This window comes from Mycobacterium arosiense ATCC BAA-1401 = DSM 45069 (assembly GCF_002086125.1).
Taxonomy (GTDB): Bacteria; Actinomycetota; Actinomycetes; order Mycobacteriales; family Mycobacteriaceae; genus Mycobacterium; species Mycobacterium arosiense.
Genome location: NZ_MVHG01000007.1, coordinates 60093 through 74285 on the forward strand (window position 1 = coordinate 60093; position 14193 = coordinate 74285).

Here is a 14193-nt window from a genome sequence, read left to right on the forward strand (position 1 = left end):
ATCACCACAGCCGCACCGCCAGAATCAGCGCGATCACCAGCACGGCGCCCGTCAGCATCGACAGCGCGTAGTTGCGGGCGAAACCGGTTTGCAGCGCCCGCAGCCGATTCGACGTCGAACTCACCAGAGCCGCCAGCCCGTTGACCGAGCCGTCGACCCCCGCGTTGTCCACGTCGACGAGCGCCCGAGTCAGTTGCGCGCCGGGGCGCATGAACACCTCTTCGTTGAAGGCATCGCCATAGAAGTCGTTGCGTACCGCCGTCGTCAGGGGCGAGACCGAGAGCGGAGCCACCCGCGGGATCGGTGTCGTCGCATACAGCCGGTAGGCCACCGCGATGCCGATGACGACGACACCCAGCGCCAGCGCGGAGCTGACCCAGACCGGGAACGCGTGGGTGACTTCCTCGTGCTTTCCGACGACCGGCTCGAGCCAGCGCTGCAGGGTGCCGCCCACCGCCAGCAGGCCACCGGAGAACACCGAGCCGACGGCCAGCAGGATCATCGGCCATGTCATCAGGCCGGGCGCCTCATGCGGGTGGCTGCCGGGACCCCAGCGCTTCTTGCCGAAGAAGGTCATCAGCATCACGCGCGTCATGTAGAACGCGGTGACGCCGGCGCCCAGCAACGCAGCGCCACCCAGCAGGTACCCCTGCAAGCCACCGGCGGCGAGCGCCGCCTCGATGATGGCGTCTTTGGAGAAGTAGCCCGCAAAGGGCGGCACGCCGATGATCGCCAGGTAGCCCAGGCCGAAGGTGACGAACGTAATGGGCAGCGCCGCATGCAATCCGCCATAGCGGCGCATGTCCTGTTCCTCGTGCATCGCGTGAATCACCGCGCCGGAGCCGAGGAACAATCCGGCCTTGAAGAAGCCGTGGGTGAGCAGGTGCATGATCGCGAAGGCGTAGCCGGCCGGCCCGAGGCCCGCCGCCAGCACCATGTAGCCGATCTGGCTCATCGTCGACGCCGCCAGCGCCCGCTTGATGTCGTCCTTGGCGCACCCGATGAACGCGCCGAGCAGCAGCGTGACCGCGCCGACGATGACCACGGCCAGCCGGGCGTCGGGGGACAGGTTGTACAGCGGGTTGGACCGCACGATCAGATACACCCCGGCGGTCACCATGGTGGCGGCGTGGATGAGCGCGGACACCGGGGTGGGGCCCTCCATCGCGTCACCCAGCCAGGCCTGCAGTGGAACCTGGGCGGACTTGGCGCAGGCGCCCAACAGCAACAGCAATCCCATGGCCGTCAGCGCGCCGCGGCCCGCCGCCGGTGCGCCGGCGAACACCCCGGCGTATGACAGGGTGCCGAAAGTGCTGAACATCAAGAACATTCCCAGGGCCAGCCCGGCGTCGCCGACCCGGTTCATCACGAACGCCTTCTTGGCCGCGGTGGCCGCCGTCGGCTTGTGGTACCAGAACCCGATCAGGAGGTAGGACGCCAGGCCGACGCCCTCCCAGCCGACGTAGAGCACCGCATAGTTATCGGCGACGACCAGCAGCAGCATCGACGCCAGAAACAGGTTGAGGTAGCCGAAAAACCTTCGGCGGTCGGGGTCTTCGGCCATGTAGGCGACCGAATAGATGTGGATCAGCGACCCGACCCCGGTGATCAGCAGCACGAAACACACCGAGAGCTGGTCGATCTGCAGCCCGAGGTCGACCTGGAGCTGGCCGACCGGAATCCAGCTGAACACCTTCTGGTGGATGAAGCGGTGGTCGGCCGCGCGGCCGAGCAGCTCCGAGAGCAGGCTCAGGCCTAGCCCGAACGCCGCGAGGGCGGTGGCGCAGCCCAGCCAATGCCCCCAGCGGTCGGTGCGGCGCCCGCCGAACAGCAGGATTGCGGCGCCCGCCAATGGCAGCGCGACCAGCAGCCAGGTGTTTTGAGTCATGTTGGCGTCTTCAGCCTTTGAGTAGGTTCGCGTCGTCGACGGACGCCGATTTGCGGGTACGGAAGATGGTCATGATGATGGCCAGGCCGATGACCACCTCGCAGGCGGCGACCACCATCGTGAAGAACGCGATCATCTGCCCGTCCAGGTGGCCGTGCATCCGCGCGAACGTGACGAACGCGAGGTTGACCGCGTTGAGCATCAGCTCCACGCACATGAACATCACGATCGCGTTGCGGCGCAACAGCACACCGGAGGCGCCGATGGTGAACAGCAGCGCCGAAAGGTATAGGTAATTGGCCGGATTCACGATGTACCGCCTTGCGAAAGACTCGGGCTCGGCTCGGTGGACGGGGTCTGCTTTCCATCGGCGCCGCGGCTTTGCAGTATCGGCGACACCGAGAGCTTCGAGTACGAGCCGTCCGGCAGCAACGCGGCCACGTCGACCGCATTGTGCCGGGCGTACACGCCGGGGCTCGGCATCGGCGTGGGATGTCCGCCCGCCCGGAAACGTTCCTGGGAGAGCTCGCGCTGCGTCTTGCGGCGCTCGAAGCGCTCGCGGTGCGCCAGCACCATCGCGCCGACGGCCGCGGTGATCAGCAGCGCGCTGGTCAGCTCGAACGCCCACAGGTACCGCGAAAAGATCAGCGCCGCCAGCCCTTCCACGTTGCCGTTGGCGTTGGCGGTGGTCAGGCCGGCGAAACCGCCGGTCGCCACGTTGCCGATGGCGGCGATGAGCAGAATGCCGAACCCGATACCCGCAGCGACTCCGGCGACGCGCTGACCGCGCAGTGTCTCCTTGAGCGATTCCGCGGAATCCACACCGATGAGCATCAACACGAACAGGAACAGCATCATCACCGCGCCGGTGTAGACCACCACTTGGACCACACCCAAAAACAGCGCGTCCTGGACCATGTAGAAGATCGCCAGGATGATCATGGTCATCGCCAAGAACATCGCGGAATACACGGCGTTGACGGCGGTGACCACCCCGATCGCGCCGAGCACGGCCAGGACGCCCAACACCCAAAATGCGACCGCTTCGCCGGTGGAGGTTCGGACGATGGTGTCGTGGGCAAAACTGGACGCCACGACGACGGCGTGGCCGGTCGATCCGGTCACCGGGATTCTCCGGCCTGCTCGACCTTTCGCAACCCGTGCGCGGTCACATTGCCCTGGTAATAGTCCTTGTCGGTGGCGCCGGCGGCCCTCGGGTGGGGCGGCGCGAGCATGTCCTGCAGCAGCGGCGCCAGCAGCCGGTCCTTTTCGTAGATCAGGTCGGCGCGGTTGTCGTCGGCCATCTCATAGTCGTTGGTCATCGTCAACGCCCGGGTCGGGCAGGCCTCGATGCACAGGCCGCAGCCGATGCATCGCAGATAGTTGATCTGGTAGACCCGGCCGTAGCGTTCGCCGGGCGAATACCTGAGCTCCTCGGTGTTGTCCGCGCCCTCGACGTAGATCGCGTCGGCCGGACAGGCCCAGGCGCACAATTCGCACCCGATGCACTTCTCCAGGCCGTCGGGGTAGCGGTTGAGCTGGTGGCGGCCGTGATAGCGCGGCGCGACGGGGCCCGGTTTTTCCGGATACTCCTCGGTGACATTCTTTTTGAACATCGATCCGAACGTCACGCCGAATCCGGCCACGGCGTCCAAGAACTTAGCCACGTGCTTCCTCCTTGCTCGCCGCCGCCAGGGACCTCTGGGTCTTCGCGGGCAGCGGCGGTGTCGGGAATACCGGTGCGGAGATCGGTGCGGCCGGCAGCTTCTTCGCCTCGCGGCGCAGCTGTCTCTCCAGCGCGCGGATACCCGGCGCGCTGAACGGCTTTCGCAGCAACAGCACGAGCGCCGTGGCGAACACGATGCTGCTGGCCACCAGGATCGGGGTCCAGTGCGCGTAGCCCTGATTCTGCAGCGTGCGGATCACGGCGGCGATCAGCACCCAGACCAGCGAGGCCGGGATCAGCAGCTTCCAACCCAGCCCCATGAACTGGTCGTAGCGCAGCCGGGGCAACGAGGCCCGCAGCCAGAAATAGATGAACAGGAAGGTCCACATCTTCGCGGTGAACCACAGCACCGGCCACCATCCGGTGTTGGCGCCGGCCCACATGTTCAACGGCCACGGCGCGTGCCAGCCGCCGAAGAACAGGGCGGTCGCGAGCGACGAGACCGTCATCATGTTGACATACTCGGCCAGCATGAACATCGCGAACTTCAGCGACGAGTACTCGGTGTGGAATCCCGCGACCAGCTCACCCTCGGCCTCGGGCAAATCGAAAGGCGCCCGGTTGGTTTCACCGACCATCGAGATGAGGTAGATCAGGAACGACGGCAGCAGCAGAAACACGAACCAGACCCGGTCCTGCGCGGCGACGATCCGCGACGTCGACATGGAGCCCGCGTAGAGGAAGACCGCCGCGAACGACAGGCCCATCGCCACCTCGTAGGAGATGACCTGGGCGGTAGAGCGCACCCCGCCCAGCAGCGGATAGGTGGATCCGGAAGCCCAGCCGCCCAACACGATTCCGTACACGCCGATCGCCGACAGCCCGAGGATGAACAACACCGCGACGGGCAGGTCGGTCAGCTGCAGCGGCGTGCGGTGGCCGAATACCGACACCACCGGGCCGAACGGGATGAACGCGAAGGCGGTGAACGCCGGGATCGTGGAGATGACCGGCGCCGCGAAGTAGACGAACTTGTCGACCCCACCCGGGGTGATGGTTTCCTTGAGCGCCAGCTTGATTCCGTCGGCCAGGCTCTGCAGTACCCCCCACGGCCCGGCCCGGTTGGGGCCGGGGCGGCGCTGCATCCACCCCAGGATCTTGCGTTCGAGCAGGATCGCCACCAGCACGTTCAGCATGAGGAACACGAAGATCGCCAGCGCCTTGCCGAGCACCAACCACCAGGTGTCGTGCCCGAATGCGGTCAACCCGGTCATGAGCCCACTCCGATCTTGACTGTGCTGCCGACCGACACCCCGAGTTGGCGGTGCACCGCCGAGCCGGGCGAGTTCACCGGAAGCCACACCACCCGGTCGGGCATGTCGGTGATCACCAGCGGCAGGCTGATCGATCCGTGCGACGTGCTGACCGTGACCGCGTCGCCGTCGGCGGCGCCGATCTCGGCGGCGGTATCGGCGGACAGCCGAGCGAAGGGCTTGCGCGCGGTTCCCGCCAGATGCGGCTCACCGTCCTGCATCCGGCCGTTGTCCAGTAACGCCCGCCAGCCGGCCAATACCGCCTCACCGGCGCCGGGCTGGGCGGGCTGCGGGGCGGGGGCGTCCGGGTTCGCGGCGCGCTTGCCGTCCCAATTCCGCAGTGCGGCAAGCTCTTCGCGGGCCGCTTCGATGCTGGACATTCCCAGATACACGCCCAGCTCGTCGGCCAGCGTGTCGAGCACCTGGTGGTCGGATTGGCTGGCCTGTTGGCTGGTGCCGCGCAGCGCGGCTTCGAACGGCCGGAAGCGGCCCTCCCAGTTGACGAATGCGCCGGCCTTCTGCGCCGCCGGCGCGACCGGGAAGACGACGTCGGCGCGTTCGGTGACGGCGCTGTGCCGCAGCTCCAGGCTGACCACGAAGCCGACGCCCTCCAGCGCCGCCAACACGACCGCCGGATCGGCGAAGTCGTCGGGCTCCACACCGCCTACCAGCAGCGCGCCCAGCGTTCCGTCGGTGGCTGCGGCCAAAATCGTGTCGACATCACGTCCACTGCCGGAGGGCAATTCGGACACGTTCCAGGCTTGGGCAACCTGCGCCCGGGCGTTCTCGTCGTCGACCGGGCGGCCACCGGGCAGCAGCCCGGGCAGCGCACCGGCCTCCAGCGCGCCGCGCTCACCGGCGCGGCGCGGCACCCAGGCCAGGCGGGCGCCGGTGGTGTCGGCGAGCCGGGCCGCGGCCGACAACCCGCCCGGCACCGAGGCAAGCCGTTCGCCGACCATGATGACCGCACCCGGGGTGGAGAGCAGATCGCCCACCTCGCCGGTGGCCAGCCCGTCGAGCGCCGAAGCCTCGGCGCCCGGAACGGTTTTGATCAAGCGGCCGGACATCTTGGTCAGCGCGCGGGTGGCGAACGGCGCGATCGCGTAGACCGGCAACCCGTGCTTGCGCGCCGCCTTGCGCAACCGCAGGAACACGATGGGTGACTCGTCTTCGGGCTCGAAGCCGGCCAGCACGACGACCGGCGCCGACTCCAGATCGGCGTAGCTGACCGTGATCGGTCTGCCGGCGATCCGCGCGGCCAGGAAGTCGGCCTCCTCGGCCGAACTCGGGCGGGCGCGGAAGTCGATATCGTTGCTATCCAATACGATTCGCGCGAACTTGGAGTAGGCGTAGGCGTCTTCCAAGGTCGCCCTGCCGCCCACCAGCACTCCCGCGCGGCCACGCGCGGCCTCGAGGCCCTTCGTCGCGACGGCGATCGCGTGCGACCAGGAGGCCGGCTGCAACGATCCGTCGGCGTCGCGGATCAGGGGAGTGGTGAGCACGTCGGCCTGGGTCGCATAGGTGAACGCCCACCGGCCCTTGTCGCAGTTCCACTCCTCGTTGACTTCGGGATCGTCGCCGGCCAACCGGCGCAGCACCTTTCCGCGGCGGTGGTCGGTGCGCTGGGCGCATCCGGAAGCGCAGTGCTCGCAGACGCTGGGGCTGGAAACCAAGTCGAACGGGCGGGCCCGGAACCGATACGAGGTTCCGGTCAGCGCCCCCACCGGGCAGATCTGCACGGTGTTGCCCGAGAAGTAGGACTCGAACGGTTCGTTGGCGTAGATGCCCACCTGCTGCAGGGCGCCCCGTTCCTGCATGTCGATGAAGATGTCGCCGGCGATCTGCTCGGAGAACCGTGTGCAGCGCGCGCACAGGATGCAGCGCTCGCGGTCCAGCAGGACCTGCGAGGAGATGTTGATCGGCTTGGCGAAGGTGCGCTTGACGTCGGTGAAGCGAGAGTCGGCGCGGCCGTTGGACATTGCCTGGTTCTGCAGCGGGCATTCGCCGCCCTTGTCGCACATCGGGCAGTCCAGCGGGTGGTTGATCAGCAGTAGCTCCATCACGCCGTGCTGGGCCTTATCGGCGGCCTCCGACGTGAGCTGGGTACGCACCACCATGTCGTCGGTGGCGACAGTGGTGCACGAAGCCATCGGCTTGCGCTGGCCCTCCACCTCGACCAGGCACTGCCGGCACGCGCCGACCGGTTCCAGCAGCGGGTGGTCGCAGAACCGCGGGATCTGGATACCCATCAATTCGGCGGCCCTGATCACCAAAGTCCCCTTGGGAACGCTGATCTCGTTGCCGTCGATGGTCAGCGAAACCATGTCCGGCGGACGGACCTCGTCACCGGTCTCGGTCTTGGCCGCACTAGTCATGAGCGCCGCTCCTCTTCATCGCTTCGCTCTGCATCGTCACGGGCGCGAGTCATGAGCGCCTAAGCCTTTCCGTTCGGCGTCAGCATGGAGTCTCGGGGATCAAAGGGGCAGCCGCCGCCCTCGACATGCGCGACGTACTCGTCGCGGAAGAACTTGATCGACGACATCACCGGGCTGGCGGCGCCATCGCCCAGGGCGCAGAACGACTTTCCGAGGATGGTGTCCGAGATGTCCAGCAGCTTGTCGATGTCTTCGCTGGTGCCCTTACCGGTCTCCAGCCGCTCGTAGATCTGGTCCAGCCAGAACGTGCCCTCGCGGCACGGTGTGCATTTTCCGCAGGACTCGTGCTTGTAGAAGTACGTCCAGCGTTGCACGGCACGCACCACACAGGTGGTCTCGTCGAAGATCTCCAGTGCCTTGGTGCCCAGCATCGATCCGACCCCGCCGACGCCCTCGTAGTCCAGCGGCACGTCGAGGTGCTCGTCGGTGAGCAGCGGGGTCGACGAGCCGCCGGGTGTCCAGAACTTCAGCCGGTGCCCCGCCCGCACCCCGCCGGCGTAGGCGAGCAACTCCCGCAACGTGATTCCCAGCGGCGCCTCGTACTGGCCGGGGCGGGTGACGTGACCGGACAGCGAATACAGCGTGAAGCCCGGGGACTTCTCACTACCCATCGAGCGGAACCACTCCACGCCGTTGCCGATGATCGACGGCACGCTCGCGATGGTCTCGACGTTGTTGATCACGGTGGGGCAGCCGTACAGCCCGGCCACGGCGGGGAACGGCGGGCGCAGCCGCGGCTGACCTCGACGGCCTTCCAGGGAGTCCAGCAGCGCGGTTTCCTCACCGCAGATGTAGGCGCCGGCGCCGGCGTGCACCACCAGTTCGAGGTCGAAGCCGGAGCCGTTGATGTCGCGGCCCAAATAGCCCGCGGCGTAGGCCTCGGCCACCGCGTTCTGCAGGCGGCGCAGGACCGGCAGCACCTCACCGCGAACATAGATGAACGCGTGGCTGGCCCGGATCGCGTAGGCGGCGATGACGACGCCCTCGACGAGGACGTGCGGTGTCGCCAGCATCAGCGGAATGTCTTTGCACGTCCCGGGTTCCGACTCATCGGCGTTGACGACCAGGTAATGCGGTTTGGCCGCCGCGCCGGTGTCGCCCTGCGGGATGAACGACCATTTCGTGCCCGTCGAGAAGCCGGCACCGCCGCGCCCGCGCAGCCCGGAGTCCTTCACCACCCCGATCACCTCGTCGGGCTGCATCGCCAAAGCCTTCTTCATCGCCTCGTAACCACCGTGGCGGTGGTAGGTCTTCAAGGTCCAGGACTCGGGATCGTCCCAGAAGCGGCTGATGACCGGAGTGAGCGGCGTCGCCTGATTGCCAGAAGTCGTTGTCATTACTGGCCTTCCGGCGCGTCGGGCGCAGCCATGCCGTGTTCCTTGGCCACCTTCAGGCCGGCCAGAGTGGCGGCGCCGGCGCCGCCCTGCCCTTGGTCGGGACGCTCGTCGGGCAGCCCGGCCAGGATGCGCGACGTTTCGCGGAAGACGCACAGCGGGGCACCGCGAGTGGGCGGCTGGGGCTCGCCGGCACGCAGCGAGTCGACAAGTTCGCGCGCCGAGTCCGGCGTCTGGTTGTCGAAGAATTCCCAGTTCACCATCACCACCGGTGCGTAATCGCAGGCGGCGTTGCATTCGATGTGTTGCAAAGTGACCGACCCGTCGGCGGTGGTTTCGTCGTTGCCGACGCCCAGGTGTTCTTTCAGGGCATCGAAGATGGCGTCGCCACCCATGATGGCGCACAACGTGTTTGTGCACACACCCACCAGATAATCCCCGGTCGGGCCCCGGCGATACATGGTGTAAAAGCTCGCCACCGCGGACACTTCCGCCCCCGTGAGCCCCAGTTGCTCACCGCAGAACTCCAGCCCCGCCGGTGTCAGGTAGGAATCCTCCGACTGCACCAGGTGCAGCAGCGGCAGGAGCGCCGAGCGTTTGTCGGGGTAGCGTCCGATGATCTCCTTGGCGTCGACCTCCAGCCGGGCCCGCACCTCGGGCGGATACGTCTTCGGCGCGCCCTCGACCACGAACGCGTTGGGCTCGTCCGGCGGCGGGCCGAGCCGGATGAAGACCGGCTGTCCCTGCGGCCCGGTCACCGGTCCACCCCGCCCATGACCGGGTCGATGCTGGCGACCGAGGTGATCAGATCGGCGACCATGCCGCCTTCGCACATCGCCGCCACCGACTGCAGATTGGTGAATGAGGGGTCTCGATAGTGCACCCGGTACGGCCGGGTGCCGCCGTCGCTGACCATGTGCACGCCCAGCTCCCCGCGCGGCGATTCCACCGCCGTGTACACCTGGCCGGGCGGCACCCGGATGCCCTCGGTGACCAGTTTGAAGTGGTGAATCAACGCTTCCATCGAGCCGCCCATGATCTTGGCGATGTGCTCCGGTGAGTTGCCCAGGCCGTCGGGGCCCACCTTCAAGTCGGCCGGCCAGGCGATCTTGCGGTCCTCGACCATGATCGGGCCGGGCTTCAGCTGGTCCAGACACTGCTCGACGATCTTGATCGACTCCCACATCTCGTTGACGCGAATCATGTAGCGCCCGTAAGCATCACACGTGTCTTCGGTGATTACGTCGAATTCGTAGTTTTCGTATCCGCAGTACGGCTCGCTCTTGCGCAGATCGTGGGGTAACCCGGTGGCGCGCAGGATGGGGCCGGTAATGCCCAGCGCCATGCACCCGGTCAGGTCCAGGTAGCCGACGTCCTGGGTGCGGGCCTTCCAGATGGCGTTCTCGTTGAGCAGACCGCCCATTTCGCGCAGCACCTGGCGCAGCGGACCCAGGGCCTCGGCGATCTCGGTTTGCGCGTTCGGCGGCAGGTCCTGGGCCACTCCACCGGGCCGGACGTAGGCGCTGTTCATCCGCAGGCCGGTGATCGATTCGAACAGGGTCAGCACGATTTCGCGTCCCCGGAAGCCGACGAACATCGGGGTCATGGCGCCCAGCTCCATGCCGCCGGTGGCTAGCGCCACCAGATGCGACGAGATCCGGTTGAGTTCCATCATCATCACCCGGATGACGTTGACCCGCTCCGGTATCTGGTCGGTGATGCCGAGCAGCTTCTCTACGCCCAGGCAGTAGGCCGTCTCGTTGAAAAACGGTGAGAGGTAGTCCATCCGGGTCACGAACGTGACCCCTTGGGTCCAGTAGCGGTATTCGAGGTTCTTCTCGATGCCGGTGTGCAGATACCCGATGCCGCAACGGGCATCGGTCACCGTTTCGCCCTCGATTTGCAGGATCAGCCGCAGCACCCCGTGGGTGGACGGATGCTGGGGGCCCATGTTGACGATGATGCGTTCGCCGGGATCGGCGCCGCGGGCGGCTTCGACGACCTTGTCCCAGTCCTGGCCGCCGGCGATCACGAACGTCTCGCCGGCGCCGTCGTGCGTCGCTTCGGTGGTAGTGCTCATCAGTTGTACGCTCTCCGCTCGTCGGGCGGGGGTATTTGTGCGCCTTTGTATTCGACGGGAATCCCGCCGAGTGGGTAGTCCTTGCGCTGGGGGTGCCCGTGCCAGTCGTCGGGCATCTCGATGCGGGTCAGCGACGGGTGTCCGTCGAAGATGATGCCGAAGAAGTCGTACGTCTCCCGCTCGTGCCAGTCGGTGGTCGGATAGATGCCGTACAGCGAGGGGATGTGTGGATCGCCATCGGGCACAGCCACTTCCAGGCGGACACGGCGATTGTGCGTGATCGACTGCAGCGGGTACACCGCGTGCAGTTCGCGACCCGTCTCGTGCGGGTAGTGCACTCCGCTGACGCCCAGGCACATTTCGAAGCGCAGTTGCGGGTCGTCACGCAGCCGATGAGCGACCTGCACCAATGCGTCGCGGCGGACGTGCAAGGTCAGTTCGTCGCGGTACACCACGACTTTTTCGATGGCGTCGGTGAATTCGACGTTGTCCTGGTTCAACGCCGCGGCCAGGCCGTCGACAACCTCGTCGAAATAACCGCCGTAGGGCCGTGGGCTGCTGCCGGGCAGCAGTACTTCGCGCACCAGCCGTCCGTAACCGGACGTGTCGCCCGTGCCCTTGCCGCCGAACATGCCGCGGCGCACGTCGATGACCTCTTCGTCGGCGCGGCTGATTGCTTCCCGGGGATCTTGGTCCGGTGTGCTCATCGCAGCAGTCCGCGCATCTCGATCGTGGGCCGCGCCGACAGGGCCGCCTGCTCGGCCTCGGCGATGGCGGTTTCCCGGTTGACGCCCAGCGGCATCTCTTGAATCTTCTCGTGCAGCTTCAGGATTGCGTACAACAGCATCTCCGGTCGCGGTGGGCAGCCGGGCAGGTAGATGTCCACCGGAACCACGTGGTCCACGCCCTGGACCACCGCATAGTTGTTGAACATCCCGCCGGATGACGCGCAGACGCCCATGGCCAACACCCATTTCGGTTCGGCCATCTGGTCATAGATCTGTCGCAGCACGGGAGCCATCTTCTGGCTAACCCGTCCGGCGACGATCATCAGATCGGCCTGCCGGGGGGTGGCCGAGAATCGCTCCATGCCGAACCGGGCGATGTCGAACCTTGGCCCGGCCGTTGCCATCATCTCGATGGCGCAGCAGGCCAACCCGAACGTCGCCGGCCACAGCGAGTTCTTGCGGACGTAGCCCGCGACCTTCTCGACTGTGGACAGCAGAATCCCGCCGGGCAGTTGTTCCTCAAGACCCACGTCTTACCTCAATCCCACGTCAAGCCGCCGCGGCGCCATACGTAGGCGTAGGCCACGAAAACCGTCAGCATGAAAATCACCATTTCGACCAGAGCGAACGTGCCCAGCGCGTCGTAGCTGACCGCCCAGGGATACAGGAACACGATTTCGATGTCGAAGACGATGAAGAGCATCGCGGTGAGGTAGTACTTCACCGGAAAGCGCTGGCCGGCTGTCGCATGCGGGCCGCTCACCGATGTCTCGGTGGGTTCGATTCCGCACTCGTAGGCCGACATCTTCGACTTGTTGAAGCGCGACGGGCCGGCCAGGCTCGCGATCACCACCGAGCCCACGGCAAAGGCAGTGGCAATGGCGCCTAGCACCAGGATGGGTATGTAGACGTTCAATTCGCTCCATGATCCGTCGTACGAGCCGCCTGCAGCGGCCAGGCCGTAACCGGGCTGCTGTGACGAACTGGGCCGCAAGCCCGCCACAGTGATTTACAACATAGCGTCGCGGCGGGCGACGCGCTTGCCCGGGGTGGGGGTTTTGCAGTATCGGCGGTGCCACGCGCCGCTGTGCTGCGCAAACTCCATAGCCGGTGAAACCAACGCTCGCCGCCGGCCGCGATCCGCCGCATCGTCTACGCGGGTAGCACCAGCAAAGGCGCTGCTGCGCCGATCGCTGCGGCGCTAAAGATCAACGGCGTCGCCAGGGCGGATAGGCCCGCATCCGGTGGCCGGAAAGGGGTGGTCACAGCAAAGCCGCGACGCGGATCGGGTCAGCGCACCGGCGCGCGCAGCAGGTTCAGCACGGTGCGGCCCAGCACGATGGGGTCGATGGGATGCGGCACCGCACCCTCGGCGCGCGACCAGGCGGCCAACCACGCGTCGTCGGGCCGTCCGGTCAGCACGACCAGGGGCGGGCAGTTGTCGAGTTCGTCTTTGAGCTGCTTTGCGATTCCCATCCCACCGGTCGGGGTGGCCTCACCGTCCAGGATGGCCAAGTCGATGCCGCCCTTGTCCATCGTCGCCACCACCATGGGCCCCGTCGCCACCTCGACATAGCTCAGTTCGGGCAGATCGGGGTGCAGCTGCTTGCCCAGCGCCCGTATCACCCGTTCGCGGGTTTGGACGTTGCTGCTGTAGACGAGGATCCGCAGGGCGACGCTGGATTGGGGGGTGGAGTCGGGCACGGTGCAGATGCTACTGGTGTCGCACCCGGTGGGGCGGGGTGCCCGCGGAAATCCTTAATGCGATACCCGCACGAAGATGGCATCCGCGACGACCTTTGCCGTGGAGCTGATCATGCCGAGCCGGTTCCACCCCAGGTCGAACTGGTCGCGATCGAGCTTGGTTTCGCCGGTGATTCGGATCGAGCCGTCCTCCAGCTCGGAGATCGTGACCGGCAGCGTTACCTCCTCGCTGACGCCTTTGATGGTGAAGGTGGCCCGAAGGTCGGCGGCCTTGCCCTTCGTCGGGTGCACTCCGGTCACCACGACGCTGATCTCACCGAAGCGGTCGACGTCAAAGAAGTCGGCCGAGCGCAGGTGTGTGTCGCGACGGCCGATGCCGGTGTCCAGCGAGGCGGCCCGAATGTCGACGCGGCCGAAAACCGCTCCCTTGCCGGTCAGTTGGCCGTCGCCGGTGAAGTCGGTGAAGCGGCCCTTGACGTTCAGCAGGCCCCACATGTTGCGGATCTTGAACGTGATGGCGCAGCGATCCCGAACCAGGTTCCACACGCCGGCCATGTCGGGATCGTGAAGCAATGTCTCCAAAGTCGTCATCGTGACCCCCAGTGTGTCGTGGCGAATCTAGCGCTAGTTCAGCAACGGCGCGATCCCTGCGGGATCGAAATATTCGTCGATGCGCTCGATCATGCCGTCGGTGCCCACCCTGATCACGATGCAGACCCGCAGCGAGATCGACTGTCCGGCATGCCCGGTGGCGTGCAAGATGTGCTGCTGGACGAAGCCCCGGGCGGATCCGTCATCGAACAGCTGCCGGTCCAGGATTTCGTAGCGGCGCTGCGTGGTGGCTCCGATGAACCACCCGATGACCCGCATCGCCCGGGCCTTGTCATCTGCTGTGAGCGGGCCGCGGTGCGAGCCGGTGCGCCACACCGCGATGTCGTTGCTCCACATCGCCTCAACCGCGGCGATGTCGCCGCGCTCGATCGCCGCGAACAGGCGGTTGGCCGCGTCGATGACCGTCTCGGTGCCGGAAGCGGGCATGTCTGGC

General features: G+C 66.6%; 15 protein-coding genes. All 15 read right to left on the reverse strand.

What is annotated here, in order from left to right:
- Window position 1: 1 nt before the first annotated feature.
- The 15 genes from nuoL to BST14_RS05265 all read right to left on the reverse strand — a co-directional run bounded on the left by nuoL (window position 2) and on the right by BST14_RS05265 (window position 14186).
- Window positions 2–1888 carry an NADH-quinone oxidoreductase subunit L gene (gene nuoL, locus BST14_RS05195; protein ID WP_083063516.1) on the reverse strand — a complete coding sequence of 629 codons (1887 nt, stop codon included), beginning with the start codon at window positions 1886–1888 and terminating at the stop codon, window positions 2–4.
- Between the two features lie 10 nt (window positions 1889–1898).
- A complete protein-coding gene (nuoK, locus tag BST14_RS05200) occupies window positions 1899–2198 on the reverse strand; it encodes an NADH-quinone oxidoreductase subunit NuoK (RefSeq protein ID WP_007772892.1) in 300 nt (99 codons plus the stop codon).
- A complete protein-coding gene (locus BST14_RS05205; RefSeq protein ID WP_211280661.1) occupies window positions 2195–2983 on the reverse strand; it encodes an NADH-quinone oxidoreductase subunit J in 789 nt (262 codons plus the stop codon). The genes nuoK and BST14_RS05205 overlap by 4 nt, the downstream gene beginning before the upstream one ends.
- Window positions 2984–3009: 26 nt before the next feature.
- Window positions 3010–3555: an NADH-quinone oxidoreductase subunit NuoI gene (nuoI, locus tag BST14_RS05210; RefSeq protein WP_083063518.1), complete on the reverse strand. Its 546-nt coding sequence runs from the start codon at window positions 3553–3555 to the stop codon at window positions 3010–3012.
- Window positions 3548–4819 carry an NADH-quinone oxidoreductase subunit NuoH gene (gene nuoH / locus BST14_RS05215; protein ID WP_169926051.1) on the reverse strand — a complete coding sequence of 424 codons (1272 nt, stop codon included), beginning with the start codon at window positions 4817–4819 and terminating at the stop codon, window positions 3548–3550. Before nuoH ends, nuoI begins: the two co-directional genes overlap by 8 nt.
- Before the next feature lie 5 nt (window positions 4820–4824).
- Window positions 4825–7242 carry an NADH-quinone oxidoreductase subunit G gene (locus BST14_RS05220; RefSeq protein ID WP_083063520.1) on the reverse strand — a complete coding sequence of 806 codons (2418 nt, stop codon included), beginning with the start codon at window positions 7240–7242 and terminating at the stop codon, window positions 4825–4827.
- A gap of 59 nt (window positions 7243–7301) precedes the next feature.
- Entirely contained in the window at window positions 7302–8639 is a 1338-nt protein-coding gene (nuoF, locus tag BST14_RS05225; protein WP_083063521.1) for an NADH-quinone oxidoreductase subunit NuoF, read from the reverse strand.
- Window positions 8639–9394 (reverse strand): NADH-quinone oxidoreductase subunit NuoE, encoded by a 756-nt coding sequence (gene nuoE / locus BST14_RS05230; RefSeq protein ID WP_083063522.1) that lies wholly within the window; start codon window positions 9392–9394, stop codon window positions 8639–8641. The genes nuoF and nuoE overlap by 1 nt, the downstream gene beginning before the upstream one ends.
- The gene (nuoD, locus tag BST14_RS05235) at window positions 9391–10716 is read right to left on the reverse strand and encodes an NADH dehydrogenase (quinone) subunit D (protein WP_083063523.1); all 1326 of its coding nucleotides are present in this window, start codon (window positions 10714–10716) and stop codon (window positions 9391–9393) included. The genes nuoE and nuoD overlap by 4 nt, the downstream gene beginning before the upstream one ends.
- Complete coding sequence (locus tag BST14_RS05240) at window positions 10716–11423, reverse strand: NADH-quinone oxidoreductase subunit C (protein ID WP_083063524.1); 708 nt, start codon at window positions 11421–11423, stop codon at window positions 10716–10718. The genes nuoD and BST14_RS05240 overlap by 1 nt, the downstream gene beginning before the upstream one ends.
- Entirely contained in the window at window positions 11420–11974 is a 555-nt protein-coding gene (locus BST14_RS05245) for a NuoB/complex I 20 kDa subunit family protein (protein WP_007772881.1), read from the reverse strand. Before BST14_RS05245 ends, BST14_RS05240 begins: the two co-directional genes overlap by 4 nt.
- A gap of 8 nt (window positions 11975–11982) precedes the next feature.
- Window positions 11983–12360, reverse strand: a complete 378-nt coding sequence (locus tag BST14_RS05250) for an NADH-quinone oxidoreductase subunit A (protein WP_083063574.1) — start codon at window positions 12358–12360, stop codon at window positions 11983–11985.
- 374 nt (window positions 12361–12734) lie between these two features.
- Window positions 12735–13148: an Rv3143 family two-component system response regulator gene (locus BST14_RS05255; protein ID WP_083063525.1), complete on the reverse strand. Its 414-nt coding sequence runs from the start codon at window positions 13146–13148 to the stop codon at window positions 12735–12737.
- Between the two features lie 54 nt (window positions 13149–13202).
- Complete coding sequence (locus tag BST14_RS05260; RefSeq protein ID WP_083063526.1) at window positions 13203–13739, reverse strand: YceI family protein; 537 nt, start codon at window positions 13737–13739, stop codon at window positions 13203–13205.
- 33 nt (window positions 13740–13772) lie between these two features.
- A complete protein-coding gene (locus tag BST14_RS05265) occupies window positions 13773–14186 on the reverse strand; it encodes a nuclear transport factor 2 family protein (protein ID WP_083063527.1) in 414 nt (137 codons plus the stop codon).
- Window positions 14187–14193 lie beyond the last annotated feature (7 nt).

Bases quoted from the DNA above. Each gene is read 5' to 3' on its own strand.
- nuoL (WP_083063516.1), bottom strand. From the start codon at position 1,888: ATGACTCAAAACACCTGGCTGCTGGTCGCGCTGCCATTGGCGGGCGCC.
- BST14_RS05220 (WP_083063520.1), bottom strand. From the start codon at position 7,242: ATGACTAGTGCGGCCAAGACCGAGACCGGTGACGAGGTCCGTCCGCCG.
- nuoD (WP_083063523.1), bottom strand. From the start codon at position 10,716: ATGAGCACTACCACCGAAGCGACGCACGACGGCGCCGGCGAGACGTTC.
- nuoF (WP_083063521.1), bottom strand. From the start codon at position 8,639: ATGACAACGACTTCTGGCAATCAGGCGACGCCGCTCACTCCGGTCATC.
- BST14_RS05265 (WP_083063527.1), bottom strand. From the start codon at position 14,186: ATGCCCGCTTCCGGCACCGAGACGGTCATCGACGCGGCCAACCGCCTG.
- BST14_RS05260 (WP_083063526.1), bottom strand. From the start codon at position 13,739: ATGACGACTTTGGAGACATTGCTTCACGATCCCGACATGGCCGGCGTG.
- BST14_RS05240 (WP_083063524.1), bottom strand. From the start codon at position 11,423: ATGAGCACACCGGACCAAGATCCCCGGGAAGCAATCAGCCGCGCCGAC.